This is a genomic window from Streptomyces sp. NPDC001137 (assembly GCF_040298885.1).
Lineage (GTDB): Bacteria > Actinomycetota > Actinomycetes > Streptomycetales > Streptomycetaceae > Streptomyces.
Window position 1 is genome coordinate 119115 of the sequence record NZ_JBEPBA010000019.1, and the last position, 18522, is coordinate 137636.

At 70.1% G+C, this 18522-nt stretch carries 18 protein-coding genes and 2 tRNA genes; 9 read left to right on the forward strand and 11 right to left on the reverse strand.

The features are described from left to right. The first annotated feature begins 34 nt into the window (after window positions 1-34). Window positions 35-739 (forward strand): hypothetical protein, encoded by a 705-nt coding sequence (locus ABT254_RS31780; RefSeq protein WP_351477548.1) that lies wholly within the window; start codon window positions 35-37, stop codon window positions 737-739. 9 nt (window positions 740-748) lie between these two features. Here ABT254_RS31780 and ABT254_RS31785 read toward each other — a convergent pair whose 3' ends face one another. Next, complete coding sequence (locus tag ABT254_RS31785) at window positions 749-949, reverse strand: hypothetical protein (protein ID WP_351477551.1); 201 nt, start codon at window positions 947-949, stop codon at window positions 749-751. Between the two features lie 195 nt (window positions 950-1144). Here ABT254_RS31785 and ABT254_RS31790 point away from each other — a divergent pair, with 195 nt between their 5' ends. From ABT254_RS31790 to ABT254_RS31805, 4 genes are all read left to right on the forward strand, one after another. After that, window positions 1145-1645 (forward strand): MarR family winged helix-turn-helix transcriptional regulator, encoded by a 501-nt coding sequence (locus ABT254_RS31790; protein ID WP_351477553.1) that lies wholly within the window; start codon window positions 1145-1147, stop codon window positions 1643-1645. An 85-nt stretch (window positions 1646-1730) separates the two neighbouring features. Next, a complete protein-coding gene (locus ABT254_RS31795) occupies window positions 1731-4205 on the forward strand; it encodes an MFS transporter (protein ID WP_502972080.1) in 2475 nt (824 codons plus the stop codon). Between the two features lie 126 nt (window positions 4206-4331). Continuing rightward, entirely contained in the window at window positions 4332-5153 is an 822-nt protein-coding gene (locus ABT254_RS31800; RefSeq protein WP_351477559.1) for a YceI family protein, read from the forward strand. An 80-nt stretch (window positions 5154-5233) separates the two neighbouring features. Continuing rightward, on the forward strand, window positions 5234-5704 hold the full coding sequence (locus tag ABT254_RS31805; protein ID WP_351477562.1) for a PPOX class F420-dependent oxidoreductase: 471 nt from the start codon (window positions 5234-5236) through the stop codon (window positions 5702-5704). Window positions 5705-5708: 4 nt separating this feature from the next. On the opposite strand, the gene ABT254_RS31810 is transcribed toward ABT254_RS31805, so the two are convergent. The 6 genes from ABT254_RS31810 to ABT254_RS31835 form a co-directional block, all read right to left on the reverse strand. Next, window positions 5709-6464 (reverse strand): TetR/AcrR family transcriptional regulator, encoded by a 756-nt coding sequence (locus ABT254_RS31810; RefSeq protein WP_351477565.1) that lies wholly within the window; start codon window positions 6462-6464, stop codon window positions 5709-5711. 284 nt (window positions 6465-6748) lie between these two features. Beyond that, entirely contained in the window at window positions 6749-8953 is a 2205-nt protein-coding gene (locus ABT254_RS31815) for a glycosyltransferase family 39 protein (protein ID WP_351477568.1), read from the reverse strand. Window positions 8954-8955: 2 nt separating this feature from the next. Further along, entirely contained in the window at window positions 8956-10446 is a 1491-nt protein-coding gene (locus tag ABT254_RS31820) for a bifunctional glycosyltransferase family 2/GtrA family protein (RefSeq protein WP_351477570.1), read from the reverse strand. Between the two features lie 14 nt (window positions 10447-10460). Then, window positions 10461-12071, reverse strand: a complete 1611-nt coding sequence (locus ABT254_RS31825) for a sensor histidine kinase (RefSeq protein WP_351477573.1) — start codon at window positions 12069-12071, stop codon at window positions 10461-10463. Then, window positions 12068-12808, reverse strand: a complete 741-nt coding sequence (locus tag ABT254_RS31830; RefSeq protein WP_311736776.1) for a response regulator transcription factor — start codon at window positions 12806-12808, stop codon at window positions 12068-12070. The genes ABT254_RS31825 and ABT254_RS31830 overlap by 4 nt, the downstream gene beginning before the upstream one ends. Window positions 12809-12934: 126 nt before the next feature. Beyond that, window positions 12935-13822, reverse strand: coding sequence for an amidohydrolase family protein (locus ABT254_RS31835; protein ID WP_351477577.1), 888 nt, complete (start codon window positions 13820-13822; stop codon window positions 12935-12937). A gap of 171 nt (window positions 13823-13993) precedes the next feature. Here ABT254_RS31835 and ABT254_RS31840 point away from each other — a divergent pair, with 171 nt between their 5' ends. Continuing rightward, complete coding sequence (locus ABT254_RS31840) at window positions 13994-14179, forward strand: hypothetical protein (protein WP_351477580.1); 186 nt, start codon at window positions 13994-13996, stop codon at window positions 14177-14179. 213 nt (window positions 14180-14392) lie between these two features. On the opposite strand, the gene ABT254_RS31845 is transcribed toward ABT254_RS31840, so the two are convergent. Further along, entirely contained in the window at window positions 14393-15277 is an 885-nt protein-coding gene (locus ABT254_RS31845; RefSeq protein WP_351477582.1) for a DUF2797 domain-containing protein, read from the reverse strand. A gap of 81 nt (window positions 15278-15358) precedes the next feature. Then, complete coding sequence (locus ABT254_RS31850) at window positions 15359-15751, reverse strand: HGxxPAAW family protein (protein ID WP_351477585.1); 393 nt, start codon at window positions 15749-15751, stop codon at window positions 15359-15361. Window positions 15752-15878: 127 nt separating this feature from the next. Here ABT254_RS31850 and ABT254_RS31855 point away from each other — a divergent pair, with 127 nt between their 5' ends. After that, on the forward strand, window positions 15879-16355 hold the full coding sequence (locus ABT254_RS31855; RefSeq protein WP_351477588.1) for a MarR family winged helix-turn-helix transcriptional regulator: 477 nt from the start codon (window positions 15879-15881) through the stop codon (window positions 16353-16355). Between the two features lie 346 nt (window positions 16356-16701). Next, window positions 16702-16950, forward strand: coding sequence for a hypothetical protein (locus tag ABT254_RS31860; protein WP_030938646.1), 249 nt, complete (start codon window positions 16702-16704; stop codon window positions 16948-16950). A gap of 343 nt (window positions 16951-17293) precedes the next feature. Here ABT254_RS31860 and ABT254_RS31865 read toward each other — a convergent pair. Together ABT254_RS31865 and ABT254_RS31870 are read right to left on the reverse strand one after the other, a co-directional pair. Beyond that, window positions 17294-17366: transfer RNA gene (locus ABT254_RS31865), tRNA-Arg, on the reverse strand. A gap of 189 nt (window positions 17367-17555) precedes the next feature. Continuing rightward, a tRNA-Ser gene (locus ABT254_RS31870) sits at window positions 17556-17646 on the reverse strand. Between the two features lie 170 nt (window positions 17647-17816). Here ABT254_RS31870 and ABT254_RS31875 point away from each other — a divergent pair. Continuing rightward, window positions 17817-18278: an SSI family serine proteinase inhibitor gene (locus ABT254_RS31875; RefSeq protein ID WP_351477591.1), complete on the forward strand. Its 462-nt coding sequence runs from the start codon at window positions 17817-17819 to the stop codon at window positions 18276-18278. The last annotated feature ends 244 nt before the right edge of the window (window positions 18279-18522 follow it).

Consider the following 18522-nt stretch of genomic DNA (forward strand, 5'->3'; position numbering starts at 1 on the left):
TCCTTCCTGACGGAGCGTCAGCCACACTGGCGCGATGCTTCGGACGACATGGACACCTGGCCGTCGAGGCGCCGTGATCGGCGCGTCGGCGGCCGTCGTCTGCCTGGGCGCCGCGCTGGCCGCGTGCGGGGGCGGCGGGGCGGAGGGGTTCGTCGCCACCGGTCCGGTGGGTGGTGCGCCTCAGGCGTCCGGTACGGCCGTGGCGCCGACGGGCGCGGTGACGTTCGTACCGCTGGACGGACCCCGGAAGGACCGCGGGGACGCCGCCGCGGCCGAGGGCAACACCGGCTCCGGGAGCGGGACTTCGCCCGGCGTCCCGGCAGCGGCACCCGCGGGAGACGGCGGCCTGCCGGGCAACGGCGCCGAGTCCGGTCGTACGACACCGAGTTCGCCGTCACCCACGCCGACACCCAGCCGTACGGCACCTGCTGGACCCGCCGCGCTCACCTGGGGCGAGCCGGCCCGCGGCGCCACCGACAAGCGCTGGTGCGAGGACGTGCGCCTCACCTTCACCAACTCCGGTGGGGCCGCGGTGCGTTCCGGTGAGGTGACCTTCGGGACGCACATCATCGGGCTGCTCGGCGTCGACTGGGGCACGGTCGAGTCGACCGTCCGCCTTCCGGTGCCGATCGGTGCCGGAGCGCGGAAGGACAAGACCTGGACGGTGTGCGTCGACGAATGGCGTGTGCCGCTCGGCATGCACATCGAGACGCGGGACGTCACCGTCCGGTGGAAGTAGGGATACGCGCTACTTGAGCGCCAGCCACGCCACCGCCGCCACGACCGCCACGGCCACGACGATGCCGATGATCAGGCCGATGCGCGGACCGGCCGGCGCGGGCGCCTGCTGCTGACGGCGGCCCTGCGGGCCCTCGTCGACGAAGGCGCGGAACATCTGGGTGCTGCCTGCGGGGTCGTGGTTGCCCTGGGGGCCCTGGGGGTTAGCCATAGCCCGAGACCCTAGCGAATCACCGGTTGTGGCCCAAGTGGGGGGCGGTTCGCGGCCGTAACCACTCTCACCTGCATATTTACTTTCGCAATACTTGCCTTTGCCAAGTTTTTATCGTCCGTCCGGGCCGTTTTATTTGCCTGTAGCAACCAATAACTTCTATGGTTGCCCCAAGCAACGAAAGTGGGAGGTGTGATGGCCGAGCGAGCGCAGTACGAGGAGCTGCTCCGGCAGTTCAGCGCCTTCGGCGGGGTGAAGCGGGAGCTGGGGCGGATCATGCCGTCCGACTGCTCGAGCGGCAGTGCCGCGGTGCTGATCCTGCTGGGACGCCACGGCGACATGCGCATGAGCAGGCTCGCCGAGCTGCTGGCCGTCGACATGTCCGTCACCAGCCGCCATGTCACCCACCTCGCCGAGCGCGGCTGGATCGACCGGTCCCCCGACCCGGCGGACAAGCGGTCCCGGATCCTGCACCTCACACCCGCGGGCCTGGGCCGGCTGGAGGCGCTGTCCGAGCGGACCACCCAGCTGCTGGCCGAGCGGCTCGCCGACTGGAGCGACGAGGAGGTCGCCCAGCTCAGCAGGCTCATGGAACGCCTGCGGGCCAGCTTCGACGACTGCCGCGCCCTGCCGCCCCGGCTCCCGCCACCCGCACGTGAACTCGAACCGACCACCCGTACACCCGCAAGCACTTAAGAGAAGGAAGCCCATGGCAACGACCACACCAGCCGGTGTGCGGGCTCATGCCAAGCACGGGGGAGGCTCCGCCGAGTACGCCCCGATGACCCACCGGCAGATCATGGAGGCCATCTCCGGTCTGCTGCTCGGCATGTTCGTGGCGATCCTGTCGTCCACGATCGTCACCAACGCCCTGCCGCACATCATCAGCGACCTCGGCGGCGGCCAGTCCGCCTACACCTGGGTCGTCACCGCCTCGCTGCTGGCGATGACCGCGACCACCCCGTTGTGGGGCAAGCTGGCCGACCTGTACAGCAAGAAGGCACTCGTCCAGATAGCCCTGGTCATCTATGTGCTGGGCTCCGCGGCCGCCGGACTCTCGCAGAACTCCGGCATGCTCATCGCCTGCCGCGTCGTCCAGGGCATCGGCGTCGGCGGTCTGTCGGCCCTCGCCCAGATCGTCATGGCCGCGATGATCTCCCCGCGTGAGCGCGGCCGTTACTCCGGCTACCTCGGCGCCACCTTCGCCGTCGCCACCGTCGGCGGCCCGCTGCTCGGCGGTGTCATCACCGACACCTCGTGGCTGGGCTGGCGCTGGTGCTTCTACGTCGGTGTCCCCTTCGCCGTCATCGCCCTGATCGTGCTGCAGAAGACGCTGCACCTGCCGGTCGTGAAGCGGGACGTGAAGGTCGACTGGGCGGGCGCGTTCTTCGTCGCCGCCGCCGTCTCCCTGCTGCTGGTCTGGGTCACCTTCGCCGGTGACAAGTACGACTGGATCTCGTGGCAGACGTACGCGATGGTCGGCGGTTCGATCGTCCTCGGTCTGGTCTTCGTGCTCGTCGAGTCGAAGGCGAGCGAGCCGATCATCCCGCTGCGCCTGTTCCGCAACCGCACCATCACCCTCGCGTCGCTGGCCTCGCTGTTCGTCGGTGTCGCGATGTTCACCGGCACGGTCTTCTTCAGCCAGTACTTCCAGCTGGCCCGCGACAAGTCCCCGACGATGTCCGGTGTCATGACGATCCCGATGATCGGCGGGCTGTTCGTCTCCTCCACCGTCTCGGGCCAGTTCATCACCCGCACCGGGCGCTGGAAGGCGTGGCTGGTCAGTGGTGGTGTGCTGGTGACGGCGGGCCTCGGCCTGCTGGGCACCATCCGCTACGACACGGCGTACTGGAAGATGTCGATCTTCATGGCGCTGCTGGGTCTCGGCATCGGCATGATGATGCAGAACCTCGTGCTGTGCACCCAGAACCAGGTCGCCCCGAGCGACCTCGGCTCGGCCAGCTCCACGGTCACCTTCTTCCGCTCGCTCGGCGGCGCGGTCGGCGTCTCCGCGCTCGGCGCGGTCATGGCCCACCGGATCACCCACTACGTCAAGGACGGCATCGCCGCCCTCGACCCGCAGTACCGTGCGGCGCTGGCCGGCTCCAGCTCCTCCACGGACAGCATCCCGGACCTGGGCAAGCTGCCGGCCCCCATCCGCACCCTCATGGAGAGCGCCTACGGCCACGGCATCGCCGATGTCTTCCTGATCGCCGGCGCCCTCGCGGCCGTCGCGTTGCTGATCACCCTGTTCATCAAGGAGGTCCCGCTGAAGACCAAGGGCGCGCTGGCGCAGGCCGCTGCCGCGGAGGAGACGCCCGCCGAGTCGGGGGCCGCTCCGGCCGCCGTCGAGGCCCCGGCCCGGGCTTCGGCTCCGGTCGCCGAGAAGGTCCCGAGCTGGGCCGTGTCCTCCGACACGGAGACCGCCGTCGGCGGCACGCAGAAGCTGTCCGCCGTGGCGACCGTCGCCCGGCCCGAGGAGCCGGCCGGTTCCGGCGGGATCCCGGTGCGCGGTTTCGTCCGCGGCAACGAGGGCGCGCCCGTGCCGCAGGCCGCGGTCACGCTGATCTCGCTGGCGGGACGGCAGCTGGGCCGGTCGGTCGCGCAGGCCGACGGTTCCTACGCCGTCGAGGCGCCGAGCGTGGGCAGTTACGTCCTGATCGCCGCCGCCGACGGGTTCCAGCCGCAGGCCTCCACGGTCGTGGTGGGCGGTGAGCCGGTCTCGTACGACATCCTGCTCAGCGGCACCAGCGGGCTGAGCGGTGTGGTGCGGGCCGCCGAAAACGCGCTGCCCGTCAAGGACGCGATGGTCATCGTGACCGATGTCCGCGGGGAGCTGCTGGCCACCGCCGCCACCGGTGAGCAGGGCGAGTTCTCCCTGACCGAGCTGGTGCCCGGGACCGTGACCGTCGCGGTGAACGCCGCCGGGTACCGGCCGCGCGCCCTGCCCGTCGAGGTGGGCGGCGCAGGAGTCACCCGTATCGAGATCGACCTCGACTCGGGCGCCCAGCTCCAGGGCGTGGTCCGCGCCCCGCACGGCCCGCTGGCCGACGCCCGGGTCACCCTGGTCGACGCGGCGGGCAACGTGGTCGGGACGGCCACCACCGGCTCGGACGGGGCCTACGCCTTCACCGATCTGAACGGCGGCGACTACACGGTCATCGCGACGGGCTACCCGCCGGTCGCGACCGCTCTCACGGTGAACGGCCGCGGAGTCGACGGCCACGACATCGAACTGGCCCATCCGGGCGAGTAGTTCGGTACTCCGGCCCGTGGCGGACGGCGTGCGCTCTGAGCGGAGGTGCGCGCCCGGCGCCACGGGCCGGTCTCTTCACGACCAGCTTCACGAGCAGTTGCACCGCAGGCAGAAACGGGAGTCAAGATGGGCCTGACCGCGAAGATCCGTACGCGGGACGGATGGGCCGTGTCGCACGCGGTCGTCACGGTGACCGACATGACCGGCACCCAGGTGCTGCGCGCGGAGGCGGACGCGGAGGGGGCCGTGCGGGATGCCACCGCACTCGCCCCGGGCGCGTACACCGTCATCGTCACGGCCGTCGGGTATGCGCCCGTGGCCTCCAGCGCGCTGGTCACGGCGAGCGGACGGGCCGAGCTGGGCGCGGTGACGCTGGCCCGGCAGGGCGGCACCGAGCTGCCGCCGCCCGGGCCGTGGACCATCGACCCGGCGCACTCCTCGGTGGGCGCGGTCGCCCAGCACCTGGGGATCTCCAGCGTGCACGGGCGGTTCACGGAGTTCGCCGGTCGGGTCGAGATCGCCCCGGACGAGGTGGAGAAGTCGCGGGTGGAGGCGGTGATCCGCGCCGCCTCGATCGACACGGGCAACGGTATGCGCGACGACCATCTGCGCTCGCCGGACTTCCTGGACGTCGAGAAGTACCCGGAGATCACGTACCGTTCCACCGGTCTTACGGCGGCGGGCGCGGACCGCTGGACCGTGCACGGGGAACTGACCCTGCACGGGGTCGTACGGCCGGTGGACCTGGACCTGGCGTACCTCGGCACGGGCGCGGACCCGTGGGGCGGGACGCGGGCCGCCTTCCGGGCGACGACGGAACTCCGCCGCGAGGACTTCGCCATGAACTACAACCAGGTCATCCAGGCGGGGATCGCCGCGATCGGCACGACGCTGAAGGTCGAGCTGGACATCCAGGCGGTGCAGGGGGAGTCGCTGCCGCAGGCGTAAAGACCACGGAATCGTTCTGTGGGCAGCCGTACGCCCGGCAGGGACAGGCCGAGCAGCGCTCCGGCGCCTAGGCTGGCGCCATGGCACCGAACATCGCGACCAACACCCGTGTCTCCCTCGACGAACTGCTGGACTTCGTACGCCCCCGCCACCGCGCGATCCTGCTGACGCGCAGGGCCGACGGCGGCCCGCAGGCCTCGCCGCTGACCTGCGGGGTCGACGACTCCGGGCGGATCGTCGTGTCCACCTACCCCGACCGGGCCAAGACCCGCAACGCCAAGCGGGACGAGCGGGTCAGCCTCGTCGTGCTGAGCGACGACTGGAACGGGCCGTGGGTCCAGGTGGACGGCACGGCCGAGGTCATCGACTCGCCGGAATCCGTGGAACCACTGGTGGAGTACTACCGGAACATCGCGGGTGAGCACCCGGACTGGGACGAGTATCGGGAAGCCATGGTCAAGCAGGGCAAGTCGATCATCCGGGTCACACCGGAGAGGTGGGGCCCGGTGGCCACCGGCGGCTTTCCGGCACGGCTGGCTTCCGGGGAGTAACGCGTCAGCCCCGGGCCACCATCGCCTCGATGCCCGCGACCAGCAGGTCAAGGGCGAAGTCGAAGTCCCGCTCCCACATCTCGTGCACGGTGTCGCCGCCGCGGGCCGCCATGATGTCCTCGGACTCCTTGACGACCTCGGCGGCCTGCGGGTCCTGCGTCACCGCGCTCAAGGCGTGCTTGAAATACTCGTCCGCGGTCATGCCGAAGTCGGCGCTGCGGGCGTTGAAGTGGCCCTCGATCGTGCCGAAGCCGTACACGAACTGGAAGACGGAGGAGATGGCCGCCGACAGTCCGTGCGTGGGCAGTCCGGTGCGGCGGATGACGCGTTGCACGACGCGGGCGAAGGCCAGGTTGTTCGGGCCGATGTTGAGGAAGGTGCCGGCCAGCGGCGACAGCCAGGGATGACGGACCAGCAGCGAGCGGTACTCCCTGGCCAGCGCGCGCAGCTGGTCGCGCCAGTCCTCGTCGGCATCCGGCTCCGGCAGGACGATCTCGCCGAAGGCCGCGTCCAGGGCGAGTTCGAGGAGGTCGTCCTTGGTGTCGACGTACCAGTAGACGGACATCGCGGTGACGTTCAGCTCGGCCGCCAGCCGGCGCATGGAGAACTTGGCCAGCCCCTCCGCGTCGAGCAGCCGGACGGTCACCTCGGTGATCCGGTCCCGGTCGAGCCCCGACGGCTGCCCGCCCCGACCGCCCCGGCGGACCCTCCCCTCCAGCCACACACTGGTCCGCGCCGCCCGCTCGGCTGCCCTCACCATTGGCGCACCTTCCCCTTACAGTTACCGATCACGATGCCATGTGGCAGCCGCCCTCATGGGGCGCGGGGCTGTCCGGGCCACCCGAGCTCCTGGGCGACCACCACCCCCGAGTGTGCCCGCTCAGCACTGCGCAGCAACGCCGCCGCCGACAACCCACCGAGCAGCACCGCGACGGCCCCCACCAACTGACCGGCCCCGGGGCCGGCTCTGAGGGGCCGTAGACATGCCGTACACCGCACAGCTGGTCGCTGTGCGGTGTACGGCGCTTCCTCCCCCAGCTGCGACTACTGGCTGCTCGCCTTCCGCGTCAGGTCGTAGAAGGTCGACGAACCGACCGTCACCTTCTTGAAGTTCTTCTCGACCCAGGAGGTGATCTGCGAGGACGTACCGCTGCTGCTGCCGCCCATGCCGCCGCCGCCCGTGCCGGACGAGATGAAGTAGTGGATCCTGCCGTCGGCCACGTACTGCTTGAACTGCGCGAGCGTCGGGGACGGATCGGTGCCGTTGAAGCCGCCGATGGCCATCACCGGGTCGCCGGTGGAGAGCTGGTAACTCGCCGCGTTCTGCGCGCCGATGGCCGCCGCCACCCAGGTGTACTCGGACGAGTCGGTCTCCAGCAGCTTCTTGGCCTCGGAGCCGACGCTCGCGCCGTTCAGCAGGCCGCCGACGCCACCGCCGCCTCCCGTGCCGCCGCCCGTCCGGCCGCCGGGCACACCGCCCTGCTGGTTCCCGGTGCTGCCGTTGCCGTTCTGCTGACCCGGCATGCCGCCGCCCGGGAAGCCGTTGCCGTTCTGGGTGTTGCCGTTGCCCTGGGTGTTCCCGTTGCCGTTCTGCTGGTTCTGCCGGCCCGGCATGCCGCCGCCGAAGCCGCCCCGCATGCCGCCGCCGGGGCCGCCCATCATGCTCGCGCCCGCCGGACCGGCCGTGACGATGGAACCGGTGTGCGCGCTGTTCACGGTGGACAGCGTGTACGCGGTCGGGCCGGCCAGGGAGGCCAGGATGCCCACGGCGGCCGCCCCGAGGGCGAGCTGCCGGCTGATCCGGCCCGCGAAGATCAGGCCGAGCGCGGCGACCAGGCCGCCGACCAGGACCAGGTACTTCAGCCAGGGCAGATAGTCCGAGGTCCGGTTGAGGAGGACGTAGCCCCAGGCGGCGCTCGCCACGACCGCGCCCGCGAGGGTGAGGGACGCCCAGGTCTCGCGCCGCTTCTCCCACAGGAGCGCGGAACCCATGCCGACCACGGCGGCGAGGTAGGGGGCGAGGGCCACCGTGTAGTACTGGTGGAAGATGCCCGCCATGTAGCTGAAGACGACCATGGTGAGGAGCAGCGACCCGCCCCAGACGAGGAACGAACCGCGGGTCACGGACGTCCGCCTGTACTTGCGTGTGGCCACCAGCCCCGCGACGAAGAGGATCAGCGCGGCCGGCAGCAGCCAGGAGATCTGGCTGCCGACCTCGGAGTTGAACATCCGGTTCCAGCCGGTCGCGCCCCACATGCCGGTGCCGCCGCCACCGCCACCACCGCCGACACTGCCGGTCTCGTTGCCGCTCAGGCGGCCGAAGCCGTTGTAGCCGAAGGTCAGCGACAGGAAGCTGTTGTCCTGCGAACCGCCGATGTACGGGCGGGAGGAGGCGGGCCACAGCTCGACGATCGCGACCCACCAGCCGCCGGCGACCACCAGCGCGGCCGTCGCCGCGGCCAGCTGCCCGAACCGCTTCTTCAGCGACACCGGCGCGCAGACCGCGTAGACGATCGCGAGCGCCGGAAGGATCAGGAAGGCCTGAAGGGTCTTGCCGAGGAACGCGAATCCGATCGCGACACCCGCCCACACCAGCCACTTCGTACGGCCGTCCTCCAGGGCGCGGACCACGAAGTAGCAGGCGGCCGACATCAGCAGCGCCAGCATGGCGTCCGGGTTGTTGAACCGGAACATCAGCGCCGCGACGGGAGTGAGCGCGAGCACCGCGCCCGCGATCAGTCCGGCCGCGGGGCTGAACCGGCGGCGCACGGACGCGTGGACGACGGCGACCGTCGCAAGGCCCATGAGGACCTCGGGGACGAGGATCGCCCATGAGTTGAGACCGAAGATCCGCACCGACAGCTCCATCGGCCACAGGGAGGCCGGGGGCTTGTCGACGGTGATGGCGTTGCCCGCGTCCAGCGAGCCGAAGAAGAACGCCTTCCAGGACTTGCTGCCTGCCTGGACGGCCGCCGAGTAGAAGGAGTTGGCGTAGCCGGAGGCGCTCAGGTTGTAGAGGTAGAGCAGGCCGGTGGCCAGGAGAAGGCCCCAGAAGGCCGGGCGTACCCAGCGGGGGTCCTCGGGGCGGCCGCGCCGGAGTCTGCGGACGAACGGCTGCTCGGGTTCGCCGGATCCGGGGGCCGGCGTGGCCGGCGGGGCAACGGGCTCCCGTACGTCCGTGGTCGCCGTCGGTGGCGGGCCCCACGCGGAGGGACCCGGCTGGGCCGTCTGGTCGTAGTGGGTGGTCATCGTCAGTCCCTCGGATCGGTGTCGGCCGGGCGCACCGGCTGCAGATGCATGGTGGCGTCCTCCCAGCGCTGGTCCGCGACCTCACCGGCGCGGAACTGGGTGGTCCGGTACGGGTTCGGAGGCGCGACCGGACGCTGCGGGAGCGGCTGGTACGGCCGCTGGTGCCGGGCGTGCTGGGGGGCCGTGGTGTACGTCGGCGAGGACGGGCCGGGCTCCGGTGTGTGCGAGGCCACCACGGTGGACGGCTCGCTGTCCCGCCGGTCGGAGAACACCCAGGCGCGGAAGAGCAGGAAGCGCAGCACGGTCGCCGCGAGGTTGGCGGCGACGAGGACCGCCAGCTCGGTGGAGTGTCCGGGGTCGGACGTCGCCGCGTTCAGGGCGGCGAGCGAACCGCTGGTCAGCGCGAGCCCGATACCGAAGACGACCAGGCCCTGCGCCTGGTGCCGGACGGCGCCGCCGCTGCCGCGCACTCCGAAGGTGAGGCGCCGGTTGGCCGCCGTATTGGCGACGGCCGAGACCAGCAGGGCGAGGGCGTTGGCGATCTGCGAGCCGCCGAACTGCCGGAAGACGCTGTAGAGGAGGAGGTAGAAGAGGGTCGACAGTCCGCCGACGACACAGAAGCCGACGAGCTGGCGGGCCAGTCCCTTCGGCACGTCCTGGATCTCGCGGTCGCGCGGATCGTCGCCGAACGGCCGGGTGATCCGGTCCAGCGGCAGCGACCCGCCGGCCAGGGCCTTGCCCACCCGCCACACCCCCTTGAGGTCCTCGGTCGCCGTCTTCACGATGTGGACGGTGGAGTTCGGGTCGTCGACCCAGTCGACAGGCACTTCGTGGATACGCAGCCCCGCGCGCTCGGCGATGACCAGCATCTCGGTGTCGAAGAACCAGCCGGTGTCCTCGACCAGCGGCAGCAGCACCTGCGCGACATCACGCCGGATCGCCTTGAAGCCGCACTGCGCGTCGGAGAAGCGGGCCTGCAGCGAGCCGCGCAGGATCAGGTTGTACGCCCGGCTGATGAACTCCCGCTTGGGCCCGCGCACCACGCGGGAGGTACGGGCCAGCCGGGAGCCGATCGCCAGGTCCGAGTGGCCGGAGATCAGCGGCGCCACCAGCGGCAGCAGCGCGTTGAGGTCGGTGGAGAGGTCCACGTCCATGTAGGCGAGGATCGGCGCCTCGGAGGCGGACCACACGGTCCGCAGGGCGCGACCGCGGCCCTTCTGCTCCAGTCGGAAGGTGGAGACCTCGGGGATCTCCGCCTCCAGCCGCGCCGCCACCTGTGGGGTGGTGTCCGTCGAGGCGTTGTCCGCGATCGTGATCCGGAACGCGTACGGGAACGTGCGCTTGAGATGGTCGTGCAGTCTCAGCACACACGGCTGGAGGTCCTTCTCCTCGTTGTAGACGGGGATCACTACGTCCAGGACAGGCGTACCGGCGTCGCCGGCCGGGAGGTGCTCCCGCGCCGGCAGGGTGCCGGGAGAAGAGTCGGTTCGCATGGAATCGACTCTGGTCAAGTGCCCTGTTGCACCCATGTGGTGGCACTGTGGTCTGCCTGTGAGTGCGATTGCCAATTCGTTTCGAGGGCCGGGCGGGGCGGCACCGGGGCAAGCGCCGGCAGATGCACGGTGAACACCGTGCGTCCGGGAACACTGTCCACGGTCACCGCGCCGCCGTGGGCGGTCGCGACGGCCTGCACGATCGCCAGGCCGAGGCCCGTGGAACCGGAGGCACGGGAGCGCGAGGAGTCGCCGCGCGCGAACCGCTCGAAGACGTGCGGCAGCAGCTCCGCCGGAATCCCCTGACCGTTGTCCTCGACGTCCACGCACATCCACGGGCCGCGCCGCTGGATGCGTGCGGTGATGGTCGTGCCGGGGGCGGTGTGCTTACGGGCGTTGCCCAGCAGGTTGACCAGCACCTGCTGGATGCGTGCCGCGTCCGCGGACACGAGCGCCGGTTCGTCGGGCAGATCGAGCCGCCAGTTGTGGTCCATTCCGGCCGCGCGGGAGTCGCTGACCGTGTCGACGACCAGCGGGATGAGGTCGGTCTGCTCGAACTGGAGCGGACGGCCCGCGTCCAGACGGGCCAGGAGAAGAAGGTCTTCGACAAGCAGCGTCATCCGGCCCGCCTCGGACTCGATACGGCCGAGGGCGTGCCGGGTGTCGGGCCCGATCTGCTCTCTGCCGCGTCTGGTCAGCTCGGCGTACCCGCGAATGGAGGCCAGGGGTGTCCGCAGCTCATGACTGGCATCGGCCACGAACTGCCGTACCCGCATCTCGCTCTGCTGCCGCGAGTGCAGCGCGGCATGGACATGGTCCAGCATCCGGTTGAGCGCGGCCCCGACCTGCCCGACCTCGGTGTGCGGGTCGGTCTCGGACTCCGGGACACGCTCGGAGAGGTTCACCTCGCCGGTGTGGAGGGGGAGTTCGGAGACCCGGGTGGCGGTGGCGGCGACGCGGCGCAGGGGGCGGGTGGCCACGCCCACGAGGGCGTAGCCGGCGATGACGGCTGCGCCGAGGCCGGCGGCGGTGACGCTGACCTCGACGAGGATGAGGGTGTTGATGGTGCCGTCGGTTTCCGCTGTGGGAAAGCCGACGTAGTAGCCGCTCCTGTACTCGACCCGGTACGTGCCCAGCCCCGGAATGTCCACGGTGTGCGCGTTGCCGTCCTGGGAGACCTGGTTGAGGGCGGTCTTCTGGGCGTCGTCGAGGTCCTTGGCGCTCATGTCGAAGGTGGACGAAGACTTCTTGCCGACCTTGCCGTCGGTGACGGAGCCGTTGACGACCGTGGCCGCGATCGTGCCGGTGGGCTGGCCGGGGCCGTGCTTGACGAAGTCGCTGAGATCGGTCGTCTTGCGATTCAGGCCCCGCTGATTGCCCTGGCCGGGCCCGTCCTTGCCCAGTCCGGGAGGCGCGAAGACACCCGACGCACGCGCCGTCGCCTCACGCAGCTGCCCGTCCAACTGGCCGTACAGATGCGACCTGAGCGCCAACGTCGTCACCGTACCGATCACCGCGCACACCACGGCGATCAGCACCACGGACGCGACGACGAGCCGCGCCCGCAGGGTGCGCGGCTGTCCCGCTCGTCGCTTCTGCGTACGCGGCCGTCGTCGTCCGCTCATGAGGCGGCAGGCTTGATCAGATAACCGGCCCCCCGCCGGGTGTGGATCATCGGTTCACGACCGGCGTCGATCTTCCGCCGCAGATAGGAGATGTAGAGCTCGACCACATTGGCCTGCCCGCCGAAGTCGTACGACCACACCCGGTCGAGTATCTGCGCCTTGCTGAGCACGCGCCGCGGGTTGCGCATCAGGAAGCGCAGCAGCTCGAACTCGGTGGCGGTGAGGTGGATGCCCTCCCCGGCACGGCTGACCTCGTGGCTGTCCTCGTCCAGCGTCAGATCACCCACGACGAGCACGGAGTCGGAACGCCGGTCGGCCGCACCGGAGCGCCGGATCAGCCCGCGCAGCCGTGCCACGACCTCTTCCAGGCTGAACGGCTTGGTGACGTAGTCGTCGCCGCCGGCGGTGAGACCGGCGATCCGGTCCTCGACCGCGTCCTTCGCGGTCAGGAACAGGACCGGCACGTCGGGCAGCTCACGGCGCAGCCGCCCGAGCACCGTCAGCCCGTCCATGTCCGGCAGCATCATGTCGAGAACGACGGCGTCGGGCCGGAACTCCCGCGCGGTCTGGATGGCACCCGTGCCATCCCCCGCACTCCGGATCTGCCATCCCTCGTAACGAAGGGCCATGGACAGCAGCTCGGTGATCGACATCTCGTCGTCCACCACAAGCACTCGGACGGGGCTCCCGTCCGGCCTCAGCAGTTCGGTGCGCCCCTGGGGCGAGGTCGTGGTCATGGTGGACACACTGTCGGGATCCTCTGAGAGCACCCTTTCGACAACCTGTGATTTCCCTGAGAAACACACAGGTGCCTCTCAGGCGACCCCTGGGAAGCTCCTGACCTGCGGCACCTGCCTGTGGGCTCAGAGCCCGAACAACCGCGCCCCGTTGTCGTGGCAGACGGCCCGCAGCCACTCGTCACCCAGCCCCAGCCGCTCCAGCGCATGCAGCTGATGCACATACGGATACGGAATGTTGGGAAAGTCGCTGCCCAGCAGAATCCGCTCGCCGAGGGCGCCTAGCCGGGGCAGCGCCCGCCGCGGGAACGGCGCGAGCCGCTCGCCGAAGTCCGTGAACGCCATCGTCGTGTCCAGCCGCACCTCGCGGTACCGCTCGGCAAGGTCGAGGAAGTCCTCGTACTCCGGCATCCCCATGTGCGCGACGACCAGCCGCAGCCGGGGATGCCGGGCCAGCACCCGCCCCACGGGCTCCGGCCCGGTGTGCTTGCCGGGCGCGGGACCCGACCCGCAGTGCATCACCACCGGAACCCCCGCCTCGGCCAGCAACCCCCAAGCGGGGTCGAGGAGTTCACTCGCCGGGTCGTACGCCCCCACCTGCACATGCGCCTTGAAGATCCGCGCCCCGGCATCGAGGGCTTCCTGGACGTAGGCCGCAACGCCCGTCTCCGGAAAGAGGGTTGAGGTGTGCAGACAGTCCGGAGTGCGGCCGGCGAAGTCCGCGGCCCAGCCGTTGAGCCACTGCGCCATGCCCGGCTTGTGCGGATAGAGCATGGCGGTGAAGCGGCGCACGCCGAACTCCCTGATCAGCGCGACCCGTTCCGCTTCCTCCTTGCGGTAGGTGATGGGCCATTCGACGCCGCCGGTCAGCGGACCCAGTGAGTCGAAGTAGCCCCAGACCTTGCGCAGCACCCGCTCGGGCATGAAGTGGGTGTGCACGTCGACCAGCCCGGGCAGCCCGAGCCGCTGCCAGAACCGCCGCACGTCCTCGGCCTCAACGGGCTGATCGCTCATGTCGTCCACGATCGACCGCAGAGGGACGGGGTGTCCATAGCGCCGGGGGCGAACTGACGAGCCCGCAGGGGCTCACACGATTGGCCGCGCCCGAGATGAAACCTGCCGCAGGAGTATGCAGAGTGATGGACGAGGGGGCAAAAAACACACCAAACACGCCTGGAGATATCCATGTCACGAATACTCGCGATCGGCGCCGCCCTTGGCTTCGCTCTCGCAGCCACGGCCGGATCCGCGATGGCCGCTCCGTCCGCCCTTCACACCGCCACGAAGACCACAACGGTCCAGTCCAGTCAGATCGCCTACCACGGCGGGGACGATGGCGACTGCGACGGCGTCGGCAACCAGTGTGCATGACACCTATCCCCGCGTGAGATAGGGACAGGCAGAGGAGGAGGGCTTTGTGCCCGTCATTTCCTCCTCTGCCTCCTAACGCGCAACACTCACACCCTGCTACAGCCGGAGTTGCCCAGACGTTTGGTCGGGTTTGCCAATCCACTGCTCATCTTGATTGTTGAAACGTTGGTTGCCGCTCGTGGCACGCCTGCCCGTCCAGGTTCGACCGACAACTCAGAACAAACCGTCCTGCGCGTCGGCCCGACGCTTGAACTCCTGTATCGGAAAGGTGAGTTCGCCCTCTCCTACAGGTCCCTCGACGGGAAGCAACTCCCACCCCCGCATCAACCGCGTATCCAGCACAATGACGCCATGCCCGGCCGCCAGATGCAGATCCGGCCCGGCCGCCGCAACCAACCGCCCGCTCACCACCCCGCCCGCGACAAGCTCGGTCACCTCGCCGACGGCGGCCGGCAGGTCGGCGAGCCCGAACGCCTCGGCGTGATCGACCGGTCGGCAGGGTTCAGGGGCGAGTGACTCCGGCCAGCCGTCGAGTGCGAGCGCCCGCCCGTGCAACTCCTCGACCTCTGCCGCCCGCTCCGCCTCCGCCACCGGCAACCCGGACCGCACGGCCCGCTTCTCGGCGTATCGAATCCGGTCCGGCACCTGGAGCGCGGCACGCAGCAACTCCTCGGCGCGCCGCGCCGCCATCAGCGGCCCCACCCCCAGCCAGCTGAAGCACACCGCACCCTGCTCGAGCAGCCGCGCGGAGCCCCGCTCCTCGGCCGTGATCCCGACCTTGACCATGCCGGGCCCGAACCACGCCAGATATACGTGGTACGGCCGCGGGTCGTCCGCGATCGTGTCGGCGGCCACCGAGTGCGCCCGGTCCAGCCGCGCACACTCCTCGCAGCGCGCCCCCGTACTCCGCCCCGGCACGACCGCCCGCACCGGACACGCATGTCCCCGCGCTCCCACACATGTCCGCACACCCCCGTCCGCGACCCCGAAGGCCACCCGTTTCCCCCAGGTCAGCGCCGAGCGCCGCCCGCCGTCCCATGCCAGCACGGGACCGTCTGCCGCCCATCGCAGCCCCGAGCACTTCCATGCCTGTGCCATTGCCTTCGAGAGTAGGGGGCGGCACCGACAATGGGCCGCGGCGAGGGCATTCGACCAGCTCAGCGGCCTGGTGCAGCCGGTTCAGCGCCCTGACTCAGCGACGGCGGCAGGCTCCCGCTCCCCGCCGCCGGCCGCGACCACCGCGCCGTACGACTCCGCCGTACGGCCTGCTCCCCGCCCGCGCCCGGCCAGCCGGCAGCCGACGCACCCGGGATGCCCCTCCCGCGCCGCCAGATCCCGTACCCGCCATCCCCACTGCTCCCTGGGCCGCCGCCCCGGCGGCTTGCCCCACCCCGCAAGGTGCAGCGCCCAGGTCACCAGGACGCTCACGACCACGATGCCGAGCCCTCCGGCCAGCGCGATCACCGATGCCGTACACACCCCCAGCCCCAGCACCACAGCGCCCGCGCTCGCGACCGCGAAACCGGTCCAGCCCGCGACCGTGTGCCCCTCGTCATACTGGTGTGCGCTCATGTACCCACCTCCCCGAGGACGAACGGGATCCGGACAGCGACCAGACAGCACGCCCGCCAGATCCCTCATCTCCTAAGAAATTTATCTCATAAACCTCTCACGATCTAAGGAAACCAGGGAATCCGGAATGCAAGCCAAGCCGCGCCCGACCGCCACCCCGGCCCAGGCGCTGTCGGCAATGGACCACCTCATCGCGACCAGCCTGATCGGCCAGCAGGAGATGGCCCAGCAGATCGGCCTGAACGTCACCGACCTGACCTGCTTCGCCTATGTCATCGAGGCCGGCGAGAACCTGCTCACGGCCGGTGACCTGGCAGCCCGAGCCCACGTCACCACGGGCGCGGTCACCGGGATCCTCAACCGTCTGGAACGCGCGGGTTACGTCACCCGCCGCCCCGATCCGACGGACCGCCGCCGGGTCCGTGTGGCCGCCCTGCCGGACGCGGAGGCCCGCGTCCGCGAGGTGTACGAGCCGTACTACGCCCGCCTGAACGAGCTCTTCGCCGACTACTCCCCCGACGAAATCGCCGTCCTGACGGACTGGTTCACCCGCGCGAGCGCCCTGGCGGCCGGATACCTGGAAGAGCACTGCCGAACGGACTGAGCCGGACCCGCCGCGGACCGCTCGCCCGCTCCATGCCGAGCTCGCCCGCCCGCGCACCACCGAGGCCTCCGCCGCCCGGCTGCCGCCGCTTGAACTCGTCCATCTGTGTCGGTGTCAGATCGCGAGGACCGCGAGGGCCCGGAATCCTTCGGGGCCTCAAATACGTGTGGAGCCAACGGGATTCGGGCCCGTCGACGGCCGAGACGGCGCCGCCCGATTCGCCCGGTTGCGCGTCATTCACCCCGTATGCCAGCCCCGAAGAGCGCGGCGGGACATATCGGATTAGCCTCCCAAATGAGCGCTTAGTGGATCTTAGAGGTGCGCTCATCCGACCCAAGGAGGAGTAATGCGCAAGCTTCAGAAGGCCGCTGTCGCGGCCGCCATCCTCGGCAGCTTCACCCTCATAGCCACCGGCACCGCCACCGCCCAGCCCGCGAACCTCATGCATGAAGGCGGCGGATGCAGGTCCCACGACCTGAATGTCGACATCCTCGGCCAGGTCGGGCTGCTCAACGGCCTTCTGGGCAATGCGCTCAATGGCGAGGGCAACGCGGGCGGTCAGAACAACCACGTCGGCTCCAGTACCTGCGATTAGGTGAGCCACTGATCGCGTCACACAGCTGACCGACTTGGGTCTCGGCGCCCGGAGCACAGCTCCGGGCGCCGGGCGCTTTCTCCCCCCACGACCGCCGCACTCCCCTGACGCAAGAGGCCCCGGATCCCTCCGGGGCCTCTCGTCCGTGGGTCAAGTCCCGTACTGCCCTTGGGCGGCAGTCGCGCTTGTTGGCGTCAGCCGCTGCTGCGCCCTCCGCCTTACCAGGCCCGGGGTCGATGAATGGGCAGACCGACTCCGATCATGATCCGGGCCGGATCATCTCACCGCTGTACGGCACGACAAAGCCCCCTCCGGAATGATCCCGAGGGGGCTTTGGCCTGTGTGCACTCGGCAGGATTCGAACCTGCAACCTTCTGATCCGTAGTCAGATGCTCTATCCGTTAAGCTACGAGTGCTTGTTTTGTTTTCCCGCCGGTCCTGGTCCTTTCGGCCCGCTCGCGGCGACAGGAAGAACATTACATGACTGCCGCCGCCATGTGAAATCCGTTTGCCGCACCCCTTGTGACCTGCACAAACACCTCTACGGGCAGTTCTGGGAACGACGAAGCCCCGGTCGCTCGGACCGGGGCTTCGGTGATCATGCGCGGAGGCGGAGGGATTTGAACCCTCGATGGGCTTGAAGGCCCAAACCGCATTAGCAGTGCGGCGCCATAGACCGGACTAGGCGACGCCTCCAGCACAGCCGCTCGCGCGAGCGCGAGTGGTGCGTGCAGATGATGACACAGTCGAGCGTGCTGTCACCAATCGACTCCCACGGTACTAGGCAGGCAGGCCGCAGAGCAAAGCCCTTCCGGTCCGTGCCGACGTGTCCGTGCCGACCGGGACGGTGGGGCGTTAGTCAGGTCATGTTCGCTCGGATTCTCGTCGTCGCCGCCACCGCGGCCGCCTCCGTCGTTCCCTCCGCCGCCCACGCCGATGTCGGCCGCCCCGCCCTCGCGCCACCTCCCGTGCAGGACGAGGACCGGGCCGGCGACCACCTCACCGTCACCGTCCGGCACGCGGGCGACGGTACGGACGGGACGTTCGACCTGTACTGCCATCCCGGCGGCGGTGACCATCCCGATGTCGGCGGCGCGTGCGAAGCACTCGATCGGGTCGCCCGGTGGGGCAGGGACACCTTCGCGCCCGTGCCCGAGGGCAGCGTCTGCACCATGCAGTACGGCGGGCCCGCCACCGCCCATGTCACCGGGAGGTGGGCCGGGCGGCCCGTCGACGCCTCGTACGACCGCAGCGACGGATGTCAGATCGGCCGCTGGGACCGGCTCGTGCCGTTGCTGCCCGATCTGCGGCCCCAAGGGCAACCGTAGGGACCCGCACAGGGTTCTCCCGGGGGAAAACCCAGGACCGCGTAAGGGTCCGGCGAAGGTCTCGCGAAGGCCTGCGCAGGCCAGAGGATGCGGGCACACGTTCTACTTCAACTCGTCGTGCGACCTCCCTCTCATCCGGCGTCGCGAGCGCAACCACTGCCCTTAGACTCCCTCGCGTGACACGTCGCGGGCCGGTTGGCAAGATGGCCCGAGCGGTCGGCAAGGTGCGGTAACAGGGAGGAAG

Excerpts from the sequence above, each read along its gene's own strand:
- ABT254_RS31780 (WP_351477548.1), top strand. The coding sequence starts at position 35 with ATGCTTCGGACGACATGGACACCTGGCCGTCGAGGCGCCGTGATCGGC.
- ABT254_RS31785 (WP_351477551.1), bottom strand. The coding sequence starts at position 949 with ATGGCTAACCCCCAGGGCCCCCAGGGCAACCACGACCCCGCAGGCAGC.
- ABT254_RS31790 (WP_351477553.1), top strand. The coding sequence starts at position 1,145 with ATGGCCGAGCGAGCGCAGTACGAGGAGCTGCTCCGGCAGTTCAGCGCC.
- ABT254_RS31795 (WP_502972080.1), top strand. The coding sequence starts at position 1,731 with ATGACCCACCGGCAGATCATGGAGGCCATCTCCGGTCTGCTGCTCGGC.
- ABT254_RS31800 (WP_351477559.1), top strand. The coding sequence starts at position 4,332 with ATGGGCCTGACCGCGAAGATCCGTACGCGGGACGGATGGGCCGTGTCG.
- ABT254_RS31805 (WP_351477562.1), top strand. The coding sequence starts at position 5,234 with ATGGCACCGAACATCGCGACCAACACCCGTGTCTCCCTCGACGAACTG.
- ABT254_RS31810 (WP_351477565.1), bottom strand. The coding sequence starts at position 6,464 with ATGGTGAGGGCAGCCGAGCGGGCGGCGCGGACCAGTGTGTGGCTGGAG.
- ABT254_RS31815 (WP_351477568.1), bottom strand. The coding sequence starts at position 8,953 with ATGACCACCCACTACGACCAGACGGCCCAGCCGGGTCCCTCCGCGTGG.
- ABT254_RS31820 (WP_351477570.1), bottom strand. The coding sequence starts at position 10,446 with ATGCGAACCGACTCTTCTCCCGGCACCCTGCCGGCGCGGGAGCACCTC.
- ABT254_RS31825 (WP_351477573.1), bottom strand. The coding sequence starts at position 12,071 with ATGAGCGGACGACGACGGCCGCGTACGCAGAAGCGACGAGCGGGACAG.
- ABT254_RS31830 (WP_311736776.1), bottom strand. The coding sequence starts at position 12,808 with ATGACCACGACCTCGCCCCAGGGGCGCACCGAACTGCTGAGGCCGGAC.
- ABT254_RS31835 (WP_351477577.1), bottom strand. The coding sequence starts at position 13,822 with ATGAGCGATCAGCCCGTTGAGGCCGAGGACGTGCGGCGGTTCTGGCAG.
- ABT254_RS31840 (WP_351477580.1), top strand. The coding sequence starts at position 13,994 with ATGTCACGAATACTCGCGATCGGCGCCGCCCTTGGCTTCGCTCTCGCA.
- ABT254_RS31845 (WP_351477582.1), bottom strand. The coding sequence starts at position 15,277 with ATGGCACAGGCATGGAAGTGCTCGGGGCTGCGATGGGCGGCAGACGGT.
- ABT254_RS31850 (WP_351477585.1), bottom strand. The coding sequence starts at position 15,751 with ATGAGCGCACACCAGTATGACGAGGGGCACACGGTCGCGGGCTGGACC.
- ABT254_RS31855 (WP_351477588.1), top strand. The coding sequence starts at position 15,879 with ATGCAAGCCAAGCCGCGCCCGACCGCCACCCCGGCCCAGGCGCTGTCG.
- ABT254_RS31860 (WP_030938646.1), top strand. The coding sequence starts at position 16,702 with ATGCGCAAGCTTCAGAAGGCCGCTGTCGCGGCCGCCATCCTCGGCAGC.
- ABT254_RS31875 (WP_351477591.1), top strand. The coding sequence starts at position 17,817 with ATGTTCGCTCGGATTCTCGTCGTCGCCGCCACCGCGGCCGCCTCCGTC.